We start from the raw sequence: 15,272 nt of genomic DNA on the forward strand, positions 1-15,272 counted from the left end.
ATTGATCACCGGGAGTCCGAGGCAGTTAACGGCAATGGTTCCGCCGACTCGAGACAAATGGATGACGGCGATCTGGGCACCGGATCGGCCTCTGATGAATCCGGCCGCACCGATGCCGCTGTGGTGGCGGCCGGTCTGGCCGGAGCCGTCGAGGTCATGGATCGCCTGTGGAAGTTCGGCGGTTGGGAGGTAACCCAAACCCACGATTCCCTGCGCCCCTACCTGCTCGAGGAAACCTACGAACTCCTCGACGCCATCCAGCACAACGACGCCGAAACCATCAAGGAAGAACTCGGCGATCTGCTACTGCAGGTCTTGTTCCACTCCCGAATCGCCCAGGCCGCAGGCGAATTCACCGTCGACGATGTCGCCGCCGCACTTGTCGCCAAACTCGTCAACCGCAGCCCCCACCTGGTCGACGAGCCCATCGATCCAACGGCGACCGTCGCCGAAAAGATCGCCGCCCAGGAAAAGGCCTGGGAAGAGCGCAAATCCGCCGAAAAGTCCCGCCGCTCCTGCCTCGACGGCATAGCCATGGCCCAACCCGCCCTCGCCCTTGCCGAAAAAATCCGCTCCCGCAGCCTCAAGGCAGGCCTGCCCGAAGACCTCGTCCCCGGCGAACTGCGGGTCATCCACCTCGGCGGCGCCGACAGCGCCGAAGAACGCCTCCGCAAGGCAACCCTGACCTTCGCCTCCGAAATCCGCGCGGCGGAAGATGCGGCCGAGGCCGCGCGGGGCGAACGTGCCCCGCTGTCCGACGACGACTGGCGCAACTACTGGCCGCGATAGGCGGGGCTCATGCGCTCGGCTGAGTCAGGCTCGGCCTCGAGTGTGCCGCCAGCACCCAGAGATCGTCGGCGCGGCTGCTGATCGGAGTGATCGGAAGGTTGGGCAGGACGGTCGACACCGGAGCCAGCTCCGAATCCTCGGTCACTTCGTCCGTCCATGAAGTCCAGCGACCGCGGCCAGCCCGTTCCAACCGTGCCGATGTTTCATGGCTCAACCGAGGCCGGAGCGGATGTCGCGCGCGTAGCGTTGCCCATACGAGCGGCTGTCGGGCAGCGGTGGTGTGCGGGCGATTCGGCGCTATCGACGGTGCCCCGGATCGGGAGGTGGGCCAGATGCTGAGTGTGTTTTCTTCGCCGGGGCATTACGTGCAGGGGCGGGATGCTACTGCGGCGCTCGGGGCGGAGATGACGAGGTTGGGGATCGGGGGGCCGGTGACGATTGTGGCGGGGGGTAGTGCGTATCGATTGTTGGCCGATGCGTGGCGGGAGTCGCTTACCGAGGCGAAGATCGAGTACTCGGTGCATCGGTCCGGGGGTGAGTGCAGTCGGGCGGAGATCGCGCGGGTGACCGCGGCGGTGCAGGAGAGTGCGAGCACCGTGGTGTTGGGGGCGGGTGGCGGCAAGGTGCTCGATACGGCGCGGGCGGTGGCCGATGATCTGGATCTGCCGATGATCAGTTGTCCGACGGCGGCGTCGAGTGATGCGCCGTGCAGTGCGCTGTCGGTGATCTATACCGACAGTGGGGAATTCGAGGCTTATCAGTTGGTGCGGCGGAATCCGGCGATGGTGCTGGTGGATACCTCCGCCATCGCGCAGGCGCCGGCCCGGCTGCTCACCGCGGGGATGGGTGATGCGCTGGCGACCTGGTTCGAGGCGCGGACCTGCAGTGCCGCACGGGTGCGGAATATGCGCGGCGGTGCCTCCACCCGCAGCGCCACCGCATTGGCCGAACTCTGCTACCGCACCTTGCTCGCCGACGGTTTCCACGCCCTGACCGCGGTCCGCAATCACACCGTCACTCCGGCACTGGAGCGCATAGTCGAGGCGAATACCCTGCTCTCCGGCCTCGGCTTCGAATCCTCCGGCCTCGCCGCCGCCCACGCCATCCACAATGGCCTCACCGCCGCCCCACAGACCCACCCCTACCTACACGGCGAAAAGGTCGCCTTCGGCGTACTCACCCAACTGGTGCTGGAAGGCGCACCCGCCGAAGAGATTTCAACGGTCCTCGACTTCTGCACAACGGTAGGCCTGCCGACCACCTTGGCCGCACTCGGCCTGGCCGACGCCGATCCCCGGACCCTGACCGCGATCGCCGAACGCGCCATCGCCCCCGGCGAAACCATCCACAACGAGCCCTTCACCGTCGACGCCCCAATGGTCCTCGACGCCCTCCGCACCGCCGACGCCCTCGGTACGGGTTGAGGTTGAGGCATGTCGGCCCCGCGGCGACCTGCATGTCGTCTTTGATGAGATGGCCTGGATGCTAGTGGGCTTTCGGGAGATGATGATAGGCAAATACGTTGTGGGCGGAGAGTTTTCGATGTACGCGCGCCATCGAGCGGCCCTGCGCGGCTGGCAAGATGGTATGACGTCCGGCAAACCAGGGGAGTGAGGGCTGCTATGTATGCCACCGTTGAGATCTCGACCTCCGATAAGGCCGAGTTGCTAGCGGTCACCGCATCCAATGCTGCAGATGTCGTGCGGCTGATAGCGGGAGCCTTGGAATTCTGAGGATTTGGGACTCTGGTCTTGATGTAGTGGTGGGATCCTAATGTCTGATATCGTATATTCTCCCAAACTGGAAAACCGTTTGGCCTTGGTTATCGGCTCGGAATGTAGTGCCCTGCCGCCCCTCGGGTTTGCCGGGGAACTTGCGGATTCGCTGTATCGCGGTTTACGCGACCGTGGCGGGTGGCGGCCTGCGACATTGCGTGATGGACCATTAATGGATCCGACTGTGGCTGAGCTGGTTTCCTCCGTAGATGAAGCATTCGATGCGGCATCGCGTATGCAGGCAACTTTATTGATCAGCTTTGTCGGACATGGTATGGCGACTGGTGCCGCTGACTATTATCTGATGGTTCGTGATTCGCCGGTGAAACCGACTTCCCGTACTGCATTTCATCTGGTCCAGGAAATTCGGGAGCGGATGGATGAATCCGCATTGGATGGCATCATCATAATGGTGGATGCGTGTGAAACCGAGGATGGTGTAATCGGCGCGGCACATCGCTGGACCGACAAAGTTGAAGTCGCAGCCCAGCGGATGGAACTGCTGGTCGCTACCGGGCCCGGCCCGGCGTATGGTGGATGTTTTACCCGCACCCTCATTTCAACTTTCGACAATGGCTTACCGCAGAGCGGTGAAAATCTGCTGTTGTCGGATATGCGGATGGCGATAGCGAAAAGCTGTCGTCGCCAGGTGCCGCAGCATCTCAGCCTCGCTTACGGTGGTGATCCCGGGCTCTGGCTGGTGTCGAATGCTGCTCGTCGAGATGATGCGGTTACCGGCCGACCGGCGGCCGGGCTTGTTGATCAGCTGACCCGTGGGTTGGTATTTACCGATACCCTTCGCGAACAGCTCGCCGAGGTGGCGGTCACTGGCGGATTCCGACTGCGCGCGGTCACGGGGCCTGCCGGTGCTGGTAAGTCGACACTGCTATCGATACTGATCCGTCCGGCGCTTACCGATACGCTGGACGACTTATCGCCGAGGTATGTAACGGCGGCCATCTTTCTTGATATTGCCAGTTCTCTGGGATCGGTTGCTGAAGAGTTGGCAGAGCAGCTGAATCGTCGGCTTACCGACTATCAAGACGCCGCGCAGGCGGTTCAACAGGAATTGGCCGCCAAAGGAGATGTGCAGTTCAATATCTTCGAAATAGCCGTATTGCTTCCGCTTGCTCGGATGGTAAAGCCCGGTCGCCGTATCAATATTGTCATCGATGGGCTCGATCAGCCGGAATCTGGAAATAGAAGTCTTATTATGGCGGCCATTTCCGGTCTTACCGGTCATGAAGGGCTTGCTCATGTAAGAGTAATCGTAGGATTTCGAGAGGGGGTCGGCATCGAGGCGGAATCCGTGATCGGTCATGCGCATCTGATCAAGCTACGTGCGCCCAGCGTGCATGAAGTATTCGAGGCAACAATGAACGAGCGGCATAATGCGGGTCCTTCCGGGCCGGAATGGATCGACGAATTTCTCCAGGCGCCGGCCGGGGGTTGGCTACTGGCCCGTCTGCTGAATGAGCTGGGTGAATCATCTGCGAGCGGACTCAGCCGCCTTGGATTGGCAGACATCAATCTCGCCGATCTGGTCCAGCGGAGAGTGGCTAAAGCTCTGGACCCACTCGCTGCGGGAGATCGAAGTCACGCGACGGCTGTACTGGATACGATTGTCGCAGCCGGTATCGGCGCCAAGCTGCCATTGAGTTTATTGCGCGCGGCACTGGAACATCAAGGCGTCGTATTGAGTGGTTCGAGAATTCGCGACTATACGGTGATTTTCGGCGCGCTGATCGGACGATCCAGCCCCGGTGTATCGAAAGAGCTAGTTGGTATCGCTCACCAAGCTTTGCTCGACCCGATCATGGAGGTACTCGACCGGATTCGATGCGATCCGGTGCAGGCGCACAGGGCGATTGTGTCGGCGATCGAGGTTGCCGGTGAGGAACTTACGATCGAGTACGCGCGCGGATCTGCTGCGCGCCACTATCTCGCTTGTGGGCGGCCGGAAGCCGCTTTCGCATATCTGCAGAGCGCGGCCAGCGATCGAGCGGCCGATACCAGGGACTTGTGGTTATCCTGGTTGCCGGCTTTTACCGAAGTGCTCGGCCCGGACCATCGCGTCACCCTCGCGGTCCGTCACAATATCGCTTTCTGGCGTAGTGAGAGTGGCGAAACCGGCACTGCCATACAAGAATTCGAAGCGTTGGCGGCTGATCAGACACGCTGCCTGGGCGGCGATGACCGCGACACCTTCACGACTCGTAATTTTCTGGCGTGGTGGCGGGGTATGGATGGAGCTCCTGCGAGTGCGGTCGTCGAGTTCGAGCAGCTTCTCGCTGATCAGCTACCGGTACTCGGGCCCGAGGACCCCAACACGCTCCGGACTCGTCACAATCTCGGCTTCTGGCGCGGGCGGATCGGTAAGACCGCACAAGCAGTTTCAGATCTTGAAGACTTGCTCACCGACCAAGTACGGATCCTGGGGCCCGAGCACCCGAATACGTTGCGAACCCGGCACAACCTTGCCTGGTGGCGTGGAATGGCAGGTTATCCCCGTGCGGCGGCAATCGAGTACCAGCGCCTTCTCGCCGATCAACTCCGCTTATTGGGCCCCAGCCATTTCCGTACGCTGATAATCCGTGGATGCCTGGCGCTATGGCGAGGTGTCGGTGGAGACGCGGCAGCGGCAGTCTCCGACCTCGAGGAGCTGCTTGCCGATCGCACGCGACTGCTCGGCGCCGACCATCCGGAGACGCTGACAACCAGAAATGGCTTAGCGCTCTGGCGTGCTCTCGCCTTCGGTGATGCGGCTCGAGCTGTAAACGAATTCGAGGAGATCCTCGTCGACCGTCGACGAGTTCTCGGACTGGACAACCCGGAAACGCTGAACACGCGACGAAATCTCGCACACTGGCGCGGACAGTCTGGTGATGCGGCTGGCGCGGTGGCCGATCTCGAGGAGTTGCTCGTCGATGACATTCGAGTTCTCGGGCCCGACCACCCGGAAACACTGCGAGTGCGACGCAATCTCGCGTACAGACGTAGCCAAGATGGTCACCTGGACGAGGCGTTGGCTGAGCTCGAACAGGTGTTGGTGAACGAGACTCTTGTACTTGGGCCGGAGAATCCCGAAACGCTGGTTACTAGGCATGCTCTCGCCAACCTGTACGGCCGTGCTGGAGACATCGCGGCGGCCACGTCGAGACTCGAGCAACTGATTCCTGATCAAACACGTGTGCTCGAGAACGATCATCCCAACATTGTCATCGCCAAGCGCAACCTTGCCTATTGGCGTGACCGCCGGGGCGTTGATGCCGAAGACATTCCGGAGACTGACTAATCAAGCGAAGATTAAGGTAGCCTTGCCTTACCTGACTTTCGAGTGAGAGGAGTCAGAAAGTGCGGGTAGTCATTCTGTTCGGATCGGAGATGGGCACGGCCGAGGCTGCCGCGGAGTGTGTGGCGGATGAGCTGGCCGCCGCCTATGACGTGTCGGTCCACGATATGACCGACTTCGATATCGACGGGCTGGACGCCGGTGACTTCCATGTCGTCATCTGCTCGACCTATGGCGACGGCGAATTGCCGACCGGCGCCGAACCCTTCTTCGATGCACTCGAAGCCCGCAAGCCGGACCTTACGGGACTGACCTTCGCGGTCTTCGGCCTCGGCGATTCGGTCTACGGTGACACCTTCAATCGCGGCGGTGAGATCGCCGCCGAACTGCTGGCGGCTCGCGGAGCGGCTCAGATCGGCGTGCACGGTCGACATGACGCGTCATCGGAGATTCGCGTCCAGGATATGGTCCGCGACTGGGCCAAGGCGCTGCCCATCCCCAGCCCCGCCGCACTGGCGTCCTGAGAGGTGCCTGAGAGCACTTCGGACAAAGGTCGCAGCGCCAGCGGACAAGGGACACAGCGCCTTAGACTTGCAAGCGACGCGGCACAGCCCGCCGCGTTGCATCGATCCATGAGGTGACGAAGATGGCAGCCGGAGCCAGCCCTGTGCAACGTCAAGACCACTCGACCGATCATCCCGAACTGGACGTGCTCCCGGAATGGCCCCAGGAGACGATCGCGGTGCTGGTCACCACCGATCCAGCGCCGCATGCGATTCCGGTCTCCTGGCCGGTGCGCGCGGGCGACCGGCGCATTCTGATCAGCCTCAAATTCGATCGCGGTTCGCTGGCCCGGTTGCGGGAGCAGCCCGATGTCGCCCTGCTGATTCTCGGCGGCGGCAATGTCGCGCTGTGCGCGCGAGGTCGGGCGAAGGTTATCGCCGAGGAAATGCCCGGCGCGACAGACTATGTGGCGGTGCAGATCGATGTCGAGGTGATCGACGATCACCGGCAGTCGGCATTCGCGGTTGCGAACGGTATCGAGCGCACCGTGCTCGATGCGAGCGAACTGCATGCGCTCGAAGGGCGCGTGCAGACGCTGCGCGCGTGGGCCGACTAGCGACTTGCTCGCGGGTCACTCGAAAGGTGTCACTGGTGGTCGCTCGCAGGTCGTTCGACCAGGCCGGCGGCGATCGCTTGCAGGTCGCTCGAAAGGGTCGGCCTGCCAGAACTGAACCGGCGCAACACGTCCGGGACAGAGTAATAATCGTGCAGATGAAAGGCGGCGCGAACGCGTCGAATGGAAGGGGATCATGAGCGTCACATTGGCCAAAGGCGGAAATGTCTCGCTGTCGAAGCAGGCGGCCAACCTCACCAAGGTAGCGGTGGGGCTGGGCTGGGATGTGCGAACGACCACCGGGGCCGACTACGACCTCGATGCGAGTGCGCTCGCCACCGGGCCGAATCAGCGGGTGCTTTCCGATCAGCATTTCGTGTTCTACAACAATCTGCGTTCGCCCGAGGGCACGATCGAGCACACCGGTGACAATCTCACCGGTGAGGGCGAAGGCGATGACGAGGTGATCAATGTCGACCTGGCGGCGACGCCGCCGACGATCACCAATATCTTCTTTCCGGTCTCCATTCACGACGCCGATGCGCGGGGACAGTCGTTCGGCCAGATCCGCAATGCCTACATCCGCGTGGTGGACGCGACCACGGGCGCCGAGCTGGCCCGGTATGACCTCACCGAGGATGCGTCCACCGAGACCGCCATGGTGTTCGGGGAGTTGTACCGGTACGGCAACGAGTGGAAGTTCCGCGCCATCGGTCAGGGATATGCCTCCGGACTCGCGGGTATCGCCCGCGATTACGGCGTCAACGTCTGATAGGCCTGCGGGTGGTCGGGATCGGAACCGGCCGCCCGCTCGGCCTCGAACACCGCAATGGCGGCGCGGGTCTTGCGCTTGATCGCCTGCAGCACATCCAGATCCGGCAGCTCCGCGAACTGGTCACCCAGCAGTTCGGGGAGGTCGGAATAGTGCAGTACGCATTCGTCGACGCCGAGGTTCGCACAGGCCGCGACCAGGTCCGGATGCAGATAGCCCGCCACCGCGGTCCGCACACCCGCGGCCGCGGCCACCATGGTGACGCGTTCGATCGCGCGCAGCAGCGGCGGAACGGGGCGCACCGGTTGCAGTGTGGTGCGGTCTTGGCCGAGTAGCAGCGAGGACAGATCGTTGCAGCCGATCACCACCCGTGACACCCCGGTGGCGACGACACGATCGACCTCGAGCAGCAGCGACGGGATCTCGATCATGGTGGCCATCGGGCACTCGCCGATTACGGCCCTGGTTTGCTCTATGGCCCACTGCAATTCGTCGACATAGGTGACGAAGGGGAACAGCACGCCGATATCCGCCCCCTCGTCGCGCACCTGTGCGATGCCCTCGAGTTCCGCGATGAATGCCTCGGGAAAGCGGCGGGCCCGGCGAATGCCGCGCAGGCCGAGGAGTTTGTTCGGCTCGACGATGATCTCTTCGACGCCGTCGAGGATGTTGCATTCGGCGGTATCGGCTTCCATGGTGCGATACCAGATGGTTCCGGTCGCACGTTTGGCGATATGGCGCAGATAGGGCACCAGATAACCCGAAACGGATTCGGGCGTCGGGTATTTCCCGGCGGCGCGGAATACGTACTCGCCGCGCACCATGCCGACGCCGTCGAAATGGTCCAGCAGTTCAGCGGAGACCCGCTCACAACTCAATGCCAGGCTCTGCCGCATTCCGGCACGCTATCAGGTTGCTGCACAACACTTTCGGCCGCCCGCCCAAAAGCCCCGCGGCTGCCGCTGCTGTCGGGGTTCGCACCGCTTCGATACCGCTGCAAGCGGTGCGAACTGCGCGAAAGCGCGGCATCTCGCACGATCGTGAGTGTGCGCGATGGCGAGCCGGGTGCTGGCTGGTCGAGAGTCGCACCCTTGTCGGTATCCGCACCCTCGGTGCCGCTGATCCCGGGTGCGGATTTCGTCGGGGCGATCATGTGGGGGTGGGCAGGGATTGGGGAAGGGCGTGGGGGCTGGCCTGTTCGGCGGTGTCGAGCAGGCTGAAGTAGCGGCGGAGCATGAGGGCGGCGGTGGTGGCCAGGCCCGCGGTCAGGCCCCACCACACGCCAGCGGCCCCGAGGCCGACGGGGAAGGCGAGCAGGAGGGCGGTGGGCAGGCCGACGAGCCAGTAGCCGACCAGGGACAGGCGGAAGCCCGCCTTCGTCTCCTTCAGGCCGCGCAGCAGGCCGGTGCCGATGTTCTGTGCGGCATCGAAGAACTGGAGCACGATGCCGATGAGCAGCAGCGAGCGGGCCAATTCGACCGTCGCGGCGTCACCGGGTTCGAGGAAGGGGCTCAGCACGAGCCTCGGCGCGACGATATAGACCACGCCGGTGACCACGGCGACAATGCCCGCATGTTGCAGCGCCAGCCAGGCCAGTGCGCGGGCGTGGCCGAATTCGTCGCGGGCGACGGCATGGCTGACCAGGATGGACGCGCCGTGGGACAGGCCGATCGCGATCTGGAAGACGATGTAGATGATCTGGTAGACGACATTGTGCGCGGCCAGCGCGGCCGGTCCGATACTGCCCATCACCAGGGCGAGCACGGAGAACATGCCCGCCTCCGAACCGTAGGTGAGCGCGATCGGCGCACCGAGCTTCAATTCGGCCCGGATGGTCGGCGTGTGCACCGGCCATGGGCGCAGCGGCAGGGTGGCGCCGAGTTCGGTATCGGCGCGCACCATCGCCACGAAGCTGCCGAAGGTGATCAGGAAGACCAGTGAGGTCGCGATGCCGATGCCGGTAAGTCCGAGCGCGGGCAGTCCGGCCCAACCGTGGATGAAGGCAAGGGCCAGTACCAGATTCAGCGCCACCGAACCGAGGGTGACCAAGAGCAGCGCCTGTGGGCGTTGCATGCCGACGGTGTACTGGCGCAGCACCTGGAACCACAGGCAGGGCAGCAGTCCCGGCGCGAGCGCGATCATCAGCGGTCGCGCATCGGCCAGCACCCCGGCGTCCTGACCGAGCCATTGCAGCGCCCAGCCGAGTCCGACCAGCACCGCGCCGCCGATGATTCCGGCGACGGTGGCGATCAGAAAACTCGACCGCACGATGTCGCGCACCTCGCGATCCGCGGACTCACCACGCTTATCGGCCGCACTCACCGAGCCCGCGATCTGATTGCCCGTCCCGGTGATCAGGCCGACGCACATGGTGCGAATCTGGTTGAACAGCACCATCGCGAGTCCACCCGCCGCGACCGCGCGCACACCGAGAGTGCCCATCAACGCGATATTCGTGGTCGACACGGCAATCTGCGCCAGCTGTGTCAGTGCAATCGGCGCCGCCAACGCAGTGAGCTGCCGTCCGTCGGCACGGAAGGCGGACAGATTCACCATTCGAACTCCATCGGTCGAATCTCGGAACCGATCGTCACGGGTTGCATCCCGACTCTTCCCTCTCGGAAAATTAGGCTACCCAAACCTAAATGCGTGATGATCATTTCAGGCGAACGGCGTACTGCGCAACGGTGACCGAGTGCATCCGGTGCCGTCTCGATGGCCTCGCACCCGAGCGAGGTGCGCGGGTACGTCATTGCACCTCGACCAATTGCCCCTGGCGCGCGACCGGAGCGTAGCGGTCGAGCATCTCGCGCACTCCGCGTTCGGTGGCGGCGTCGAGGAGGTCGCGATCGCGCATCCAGTCGTCGTCGAAGACGGTGTCCAGGTACTTCTCGCCGCCGTCGCAGACGAGGGTGACCACGGTCGAGCCGGGCGGGAAGTCTTCGAGACGGGTCAGTGCGGCGTGCACGGAGCCGCCCGCGGAGCCGCCGATCATCAGTCCGAGTTCGGCCGCGACGGCGCGGGCGGTGGCGAAGGCCGCGATATCGGAAACCTTGACGCCCTCGTCGAGCAGCGAATAGTCGACGGCGGTGCCGATGGTGGCACCGGGCGGGGTGCCGGTGCCGGACTGCCAGTAGGGCCCGCCCGGCCCGCCGAACGCGATCGAGCCGACGGGTTCCACGCCGATCACCCGCGGTGTGCAGCCGAGTTGGCGCAGCCGGGTCGCGGTACCGAACAGCGAACCTCCGGTGCCCACCGCGGAGAGCAGGATATCGACGCAGTCCACATCCTCCAGCAATTCCTCGGCGACCGCGTAGTAGCCGACCGCATTGGCGTCATTATTGTGCTGTTCGGTGAAGTAGGCGTCCGACTGCGCGGCGGCCATCGCCTCGGCCAGGTCCTCCCGCGCCGAGGTGGCCAGGTTGTCGTCGCCCTCATCGGCGACGAATACCAGTTCCGCACCCATTGCTCGCATCGCGCGCAGCTTGTCCTTGCATGCGTGATGATCGACCACCGCGGTGAAGCGATACCCACGTTCGGCAGCTACTACCGCGAGGCCGAGCCCGGTGTTTCCGGATGTCGACTCGATAATATGTCCGCCAACGCTCAGCAAACCCCGGCGTTCGGCGTCGTCGACCATCGCGCGCGCCATCCTGATCTTGGCCGCACCCGTCGGATTGAACTGCTCGAGCTTGAGCAGCAGCCGGGTGCCGGTCGCGGTGGTCGCGAGTTCGAACAGCGGGGTGCGGCCGATCAGATCCGTCACGCGCGTGACGAGCGGCATGGAGGTCTCCTCGTTCGTGGGCCGTAAGGGCTTGGGTTGAAGGGGTGCCGGATCATTCGGCGTCGAGCGTCCAGCGGAGTCGATCGCCGGTGTCGTGCAGGACCACCTTCGGCGGAATCGGCAGTTCGTGGAATGCCGACTCATTCGAATCCATTTGGTAGCCAGCGGTATTCGGGTAGATCAACAGATCGCCGACCTCGGCCCGCCGTGGCAGCGGGATGCGCCGCCAGCTGAGCATGTCCGATTCCAGACAGCTGGCCGCGCCGACGCAGGTCGGAGTGGGCTCGCCGGGGCGCGGCGGCCACAGCGTCGGATCGGGCAGGTACTCGCTGTCGAACCACTGCTCGGACAGGCTCAGACTGGTGCCGTCCACGGTGAGCAGTTGGTAGGGGTGCCCGTCCGCGTGGCGGGTCTTGCTGCCCTGTACCCGGAACACCGTGGATCCGGCCTGGTCGAGCAGTGCGCGGCCGGGTTCGATGGCGAGCCGGATATCGTTGTCGCGCAACCGCACTGCGAGTGCGTCATGCTCGAGTATCGCGGTCAGCATGGCCGGGCCGGGCGCGGGAAAGTGGTAGGGGTAGTACGAATCGAAGGACTTGCCCGCGTGGAACCATCGCTGGTTCGCGCATTCGATGAATTCGGACCAGGCCGTGGCCGCGACATAGTCGACGCCGAATCCGCCACCGATGGAGATGGTGGTGGCCGGATGTCCGAGGGTGCGCGCTTCCGAGCAGCGGGCGATCAGATCGTCGGCCTGTTCGGCGCGGGCGATCGCGTCATAGCCGGAGAGATGGAAGCTGAAGCCCTGCAGGCGAATCGATTCGTGACCGACCGTGCCGGAAGCGCCGATCATCGAGATCGCGCGGTCCAGTTCGTCGGCGGTCATGCCGAATCGGCTGACCGATCCATCGGGCAGCACCCGGAGCAGTACCCGGGCCGCCGCGGCCGGGGTGGTGAATGCGGCCAATCGTTCGAGCTCGCCGAGACTGTCCATCGCGATCAATGCGCCGTGCCGGGCCGCCAGCCACAGCAGATCATCGGATTTGGCGGGCCCGGTCACCATCAGCTCGTCGCCGCGAATACCTTGCGCCAGCGCCGCCGTCAGCTCGCCGATGCTCGAAACATCCACGCCCGCGCCATTTTCGGCGCAGGCGCGGGCGACACAGGCTGCCTTGTTCGCCTTCTTGCCGTAGTAGATCGCGCCATCCACCCCGGCCCGCTCGAACGCCTGCCGGAATCCGTTGATATTCACCGCGACTCGCGCGGGATACATGACATGGAACGGTCCGCCGACCGCAAAGGCGATATCGCCCAGCAGATTCGGATCGGCGAGCAACCGCCGCTCCCAGTCGTCGGTGTGTGCGGGCAGCGGCGTCGCGCAGATGTTCAGCAGCGCCCGCACCGTCGCCAGTACCGCAGGGTCAGCGGATCCGGTTGTCTCCGCGAGGTGATCACCCAGCTTGATCTTGTCGCGGGTTGAGCCGTCGTCGAACGCCAGCGTGCCGTCGGGTTCGGCGGTGCCGAGGGTGGGCACCGTCTTGTCGAACTCGACCGCGCTGATGTCTAGTCCCACAGGGGCACCTCCGTGCCGCGTCCCTCGGCGATGGCCCGTTCGGCGAGTGCGTGCGCGACGGCGATATCGGTGAGCACCAATCCGCTGTTGTAGACGAAGATCCGTTCGTTGTCGGAGCGGCGGGCGATCGCGCGGCGGGTGAGGATCTGCGGCAGCTCGGCATCGACCGGTCGCAGCCTGCCGTCGGGGCCGACCATATCGGTCCCGGTCAGCGCCATTTGCTGAGCGCTGGTTGCGACTACGCGGTCGGCGTGGACCAGGGTGGACGGCGCCAGTCCGTAGCCGACGAGTACGACGGTCGATCCCGGTGCGAGATCTTCGGATTCGATCGCGACCTCGGTGCCCGGCCCCGCGGTGGCCAGCACCACATCGGCGGCGCCAGCGGCCGCGCGCGGATCCTCGACGGTCTCCAGCAGCACGTGCGGGTTGTATGCGGCGAGCTGGTCGCGCACCGCCGCCAGGCCCTCCGGATGCGTCCCGTAGAGCATCAGCTTGCGCAGCTGCGGATTGGCGGCGAGCAAGTGCGGCAAGGCATTTCGTCCCTGGGTGCCGGTGCCGATCAGCAGTACGCTCTCCGCACCGCGGCGTGCGGTCTCGCGCACGAGCAGCGCCGAGACCGCCGGGGTGCGCAGCGCACCGACCCTGGCGCAGTCCATCATCGCGATCGGCGCGCCGGTGGTGTCGTCGTAGAGCGTGATGGTCGTGTAGTAGCGCTTGGTGCTGCGATCGTGGCCGGGATCGAATTTGTAGGAGGTCTTCATCGCGACCACGCGGCGGCGGCCATCGCGCCCGAGCATGGCGTAGGCCACCGACCAGCCGTCCGGATTCGCCACGCTGAGTTTGCGCGGATTATCCGAATCGCCCGCGGCGAAGGCGAGATACGCCTCCTCCACCGCGCGCACCACATCGGCGGGCGTGATGGGCACGTCCGCGAGATCGCTGCGGCTCAGCACGCGCAGTGGTGTGCTCCGGTCACGAGTGCTCAACGGTTCCTCGATCATGTTGTGTCGTATCCAGCCTCACTGCGGTCCGGGCGGTGGCCCGGGCCGGTACACCAGCGCTCGCGGGCGGGTTGCTCACCGCTCGGAACGGGGCGACGATCCGTTGCCCATAACCATCTTCGTCGGCCTCGGCGGCTCGCCGTTGTCGTTCTGGCAGGCGGATATTGACGCGCTTGAGCCAGCGGTCGGTGCCGTCGTAGCGCGCGGTGAACGGTACCCGGCCGTGTACCGCGACGTCATTGTCCACCAACAGGAGTTCGCCAGGGGCGAGCGCGGCGGTCGCGCAGACGCGCTCGAGCTCTGCGGTGAGGCGCGCGTAGGCCAGCCGGAATTCCGGGTCGGCATCGTCGAGCGGGGTGTATGCCGGATCGTAGCGCAGCGTCAAATCCGCTGTGTCGCCGTCTGATTCGGTGTCCCACAGGGTCGGCAGCGGGGTGGCGCGGTAGTGCTCATGGCCGGTGCCGTAGGAGACGTCGGGCAGGATCGGCAGCGTCGGCGCGCGCAGCAGTCGGCGCTCGTCGTCGGAGAGTTCGGTCCGGCGCACCGAGGAGACGGTGGTGCCGACATGGTCCGGGTTGCGCAGGCACGCCAGCATCAGCAGATTGGCCCGGTCCGGGTGGAATGCGTCCTCGGTATGCGGGCTGAGCAGGGTTCTACTGCTCGCACCCGACTGTTCGTGCTCATGGCCGGGGGAGGGCACGATGTTGTTGACGAGACGTCCGCCCTGCTGGCCCTGCCAGCCGAACGGTTCACCCGCGCTGCGGGCGAGCAGCAGCATGACGACATCGAGTTCGAATGAGCTCGCGCGACGTTCGGCGTCACCGCTCCAGCGGGCCGCCTCGACCCAACTCGGCGGTGTCGGGCCGAATTCGGCATCGGTCAAAGGCAGTGTGCTGACGATGGTGGCACCCGCGGCGGTGGCGGGCGGGCGCATGGCGACGCGCATCGCATCGGGCAACTCGCCGACACGGGCATCGATTTGCTCGAGCAATGCCGGATCGGTCAGCGTGCGCGCGGTATCGGCCGCGCCATCGGGCCGGGAGTCGATTGTGATACATATCTCACGGGCGAGCGCGCGTACCGCATATCCGGCGGCGGTCGGTAGCTCGCGGCGTTCGATTTCCAGTGGGTGAAGCGTCTTACGTTCGGAGAGAACGCCTTTCACCAGG

13 protein-coding genes are annotated in these 15,272 nt (G+C 64.7%); 6 read left to right on the forward strand and 7 right to left on the reverse strand.

Features of this window, described 5'->3' with window-relative positions:
- Positions 1-57 precede the first annotated feature (57 nt).
- Positions 58-789 (forward strand): MazG family protein, encoded by a 732-nt coding sequence (locus ACWEO2_RS13680; protein WP_452405695.1) that lies wholly within the window; start codon positions 58-60, stop codon positions 787-789.
- A gap of 7 nt (positions 790-796) precedes the next feature.
- Here the strand turns inward: ACWEO2_RS13680 and ACWEO2_RS13685 are convergent, their stop codons facing one another.
- Positions 797-934 (reverse strand): hypothetical protein, encoded by a 138-nt coding sequence (locus tag ACWEO2_RS13685; protein WP_452405588.1) that lies wholly within the window; start codon positions 932-934, stop codon positions 797-799.
- A gap of 187 nt (positions 935-1,121) precedes the next feature.
- Here ACWEO2_RS13685 and ACWEO2_RS13690 point away from each other — a divergent pair, with 187 nt between their 5' ends.
- From ACWEO2_RS13690 to ACWEO2_RS13710, 5 genes are all read left to right on the forward strand, one after another.
- Positions 1,122-2,213, forward strand: coding sequence for a glycerol dehydrogenase (locus tag ACWEO2_RS13690; RefSeq protein ID WP_452405589.1), 1,092 nt, complete (start codon positions 1,122-1,124; stop codon positions 2,211-2,213).
- 349 nt (positions 2,214-2,562) lie between these two features.
- Positions 2,563-5,859 carry a tetratricopeptide repeat protein gene (locus ACWEO2_RS13695; protein WP_452405590.1) on the forward strand — a complete coding sequence of 1,099 codons (3,297 nt, stop codon included), beginning with the start codon at positions 2,563-2,565 and terminating at the stop codon, positions 5,857-5,859.
- A gap of 59 nt (positions 5,860-5,918) precedes the next feature.
- Positions 5,919-6,380: a flavodoxin domain-containing protein gene (locus ACWEO2_RS13700; RefSeq protein WP_452405591.1), complete on the forward strand. Its 462-nt coding sequence runs from the start codon at positions 5,919-5,921 to the stop codon at positions 6,378-6,380.
- A 122-nt stretch (positions 6,381-6,502) separates the two neighbouring features.
- The gene (locus tag ACWEO2_RS13705; RefSeq protein WP_354951371.1) at positions 6,503-6,976 is read left to right on the forward strand and encodes a hypothetical protein; all 474 of its coding nucleotides are present in this window, start codon (positions 6,503-6,505) and stop codon (positions 6,974-6,976) included.
- 193 nt (positions 6,977-7,169) lie between these two features.
- Entirely contained in the window at positions 7,170-7,745 is a 576-nt protein-coding gene (locus ACWEO2_RS13710; RefSeq protein ID WP_040695304.1) for a TerD family protein, read from the forward strand.
- On the opposite strand, the gene ACWEO2_RS13715 is transcribed toward ACWEO2_RS13710, so the two are convergent.
- The 6 genes from ACWEO2_RS13715 to ACWEO2_RS13740 form a co-directional block, all read right to left on the reverse strand.
- Positions 7,727-8,641 carry a putative PEP-binding protein gene (locus tag ACWEO2_RS13715; protein ID WP_452405592.1) on the reverse strand — a complete coding sequence of 305 codons (915 nt, stop codon included), beginning with the start codon at positions 8,639-8,641 and terminating at the stop codon, positions 7,727-7,729. The genes ACWEO2_RS13710 and ACWEO2_RS13715 overlap by 19 nt on opposite strands.
- Positions 8,642-8,894: 253 nt before the next feature.
- Positions 8,895-10,301 (reverse strand): MATE family efflux transporter, encoded by a 1,407-nt coding sequence (locus tag ACWEO2_RS13720; protein ID WP_452405593.1) that lies wholly within the window; start codon positions 10,299-10,301, stop codon positions 8,895-8,897.
- 193 nt (positions 10,302-10,494) lie between these two features.
- Entirely contained in the window at positions 10,495-11,529 is a 1,035-nt protein-coding gene (locus ACWEO2_RS13725; RefSeq protein ID WP_452405594.1) for a PLP-dependent cysteine synthase family protein, read from the reverse strand.
- Positions 11,530-11,581: 52 nt separating this feature from the next.
- On the reverse strand, positions 11,582-12,931 hold the full coding sequence (locus tag ACWEO2_RS13730) for an alanine racemase (protein WP_452405696.1): 1,350 nt from the start codon (positions 12,929-12,931) through the stop codon (positions 11,582-11,584).
- Between the two features lie 161 nt (positions 12,932-13,092).
- Positions 13,093-14,103: an ornithine cyclodeaminase family protein gene (locus ACWEO2_RS13735; RefSeq protein WP_452405595.1), complete on the reverse strand. Its 1,011-nt coding sequence runs from the start codon at positions 14,101-14,103 to the stop codon at positions 13,093-13,095.
- Complete coding sequence (locus tag ACWEO2_RS13740; RefSeq protein WP_452405596.1) at positions 14,075-15,268, reverse strand: TauD/TfdA family dioxygenase; 1,194 nt, start codon at positions 15,266-15,268, stop codon at positions 14,075-14,077. The genes ACWEO2_RS13735 and ACWEO2_RS13740 overlap by 29 nt, the downstream gene beginning before the upstream one ends.
- Positions 15,269-15,272: the final 4 nt, after the last annotated feature.

The organism is Nocardia sp. NPDC004278 (genome assembly GCF_053602975.1).

What these genes read in the sequence shown, in the direction of transcription:
- ACWEO2_RS13680 (WP_452405695.1), top strand. Translation starts at nt 58, where the DNA reads ATGGATGACGGCGATCTGGGCACCGGATCGGCCTCTGATGAATCCGGC.
- ACWEO2_RS13690 (WP_452405589.1), top strand. Translation starts at nt 1,122, where the DNA reads ATGCTGAGTGTGTTTTCTTCGCCGGGGCATTACGTGCAGGGGCGGGAT.
- ACWEO2_RS13695 (WP_452405590.1), top strand. Translation starts at nt 2,563, where the DNA reads ATGTCTGATATCGTATATTCTCCCAAACTGGAAAACCGTTTGGCCTTG.
- ACWEO2_RS13705 (WP_354951371.1), top strand. Translation starts at nt 6,503, where the DNA reads ATGGCAGCCGGAGCCAGCCCTGTGCAACGTCAAGACCACTCGACCGAT.
- ACWEO2_RS13710 (WP_040695304.1), top strand. Translation starts at nt 7,170, where the DNA reads ATGAGCGTCACATTGGCCAAAGGCGGAAATGTCTCGCTGTCGAAGCAG.
- ACWEO2_RS13715 (WP_452405592.1), bottom strand. Translation starts at nt 8,641, where the DNA reads ATGCGGCAGAGCCTGGCATTGAGTTGTGAGCGGGTCTCCGCTGAACTG.
- ACWEO2_RS13720 (WP_452405593.1), bottom strand. Translation starts at nt 10,301, where the DNA reads ATGGTGAATCTGTCCGCCTTCCGTGCCGACGGACGGCAGCTCACTGCG.
- ACWEO2_RS13725 (WP_452405594.1), bottom strand. Translation starts at nt 11,529, where the DNA reads ATGCCGCTCGTCACGCGCGTGACGGATCTGATCGGCCGCACCCCGCTG.
- ACWEO2_RS13735 (WP_452405595.1), bottom strand. Translation starts at nt 14,103, where the DNA reads ATGATCGAGGAACCGTTGAGCACTCGTGACCGGAGCACACCACTGCGC.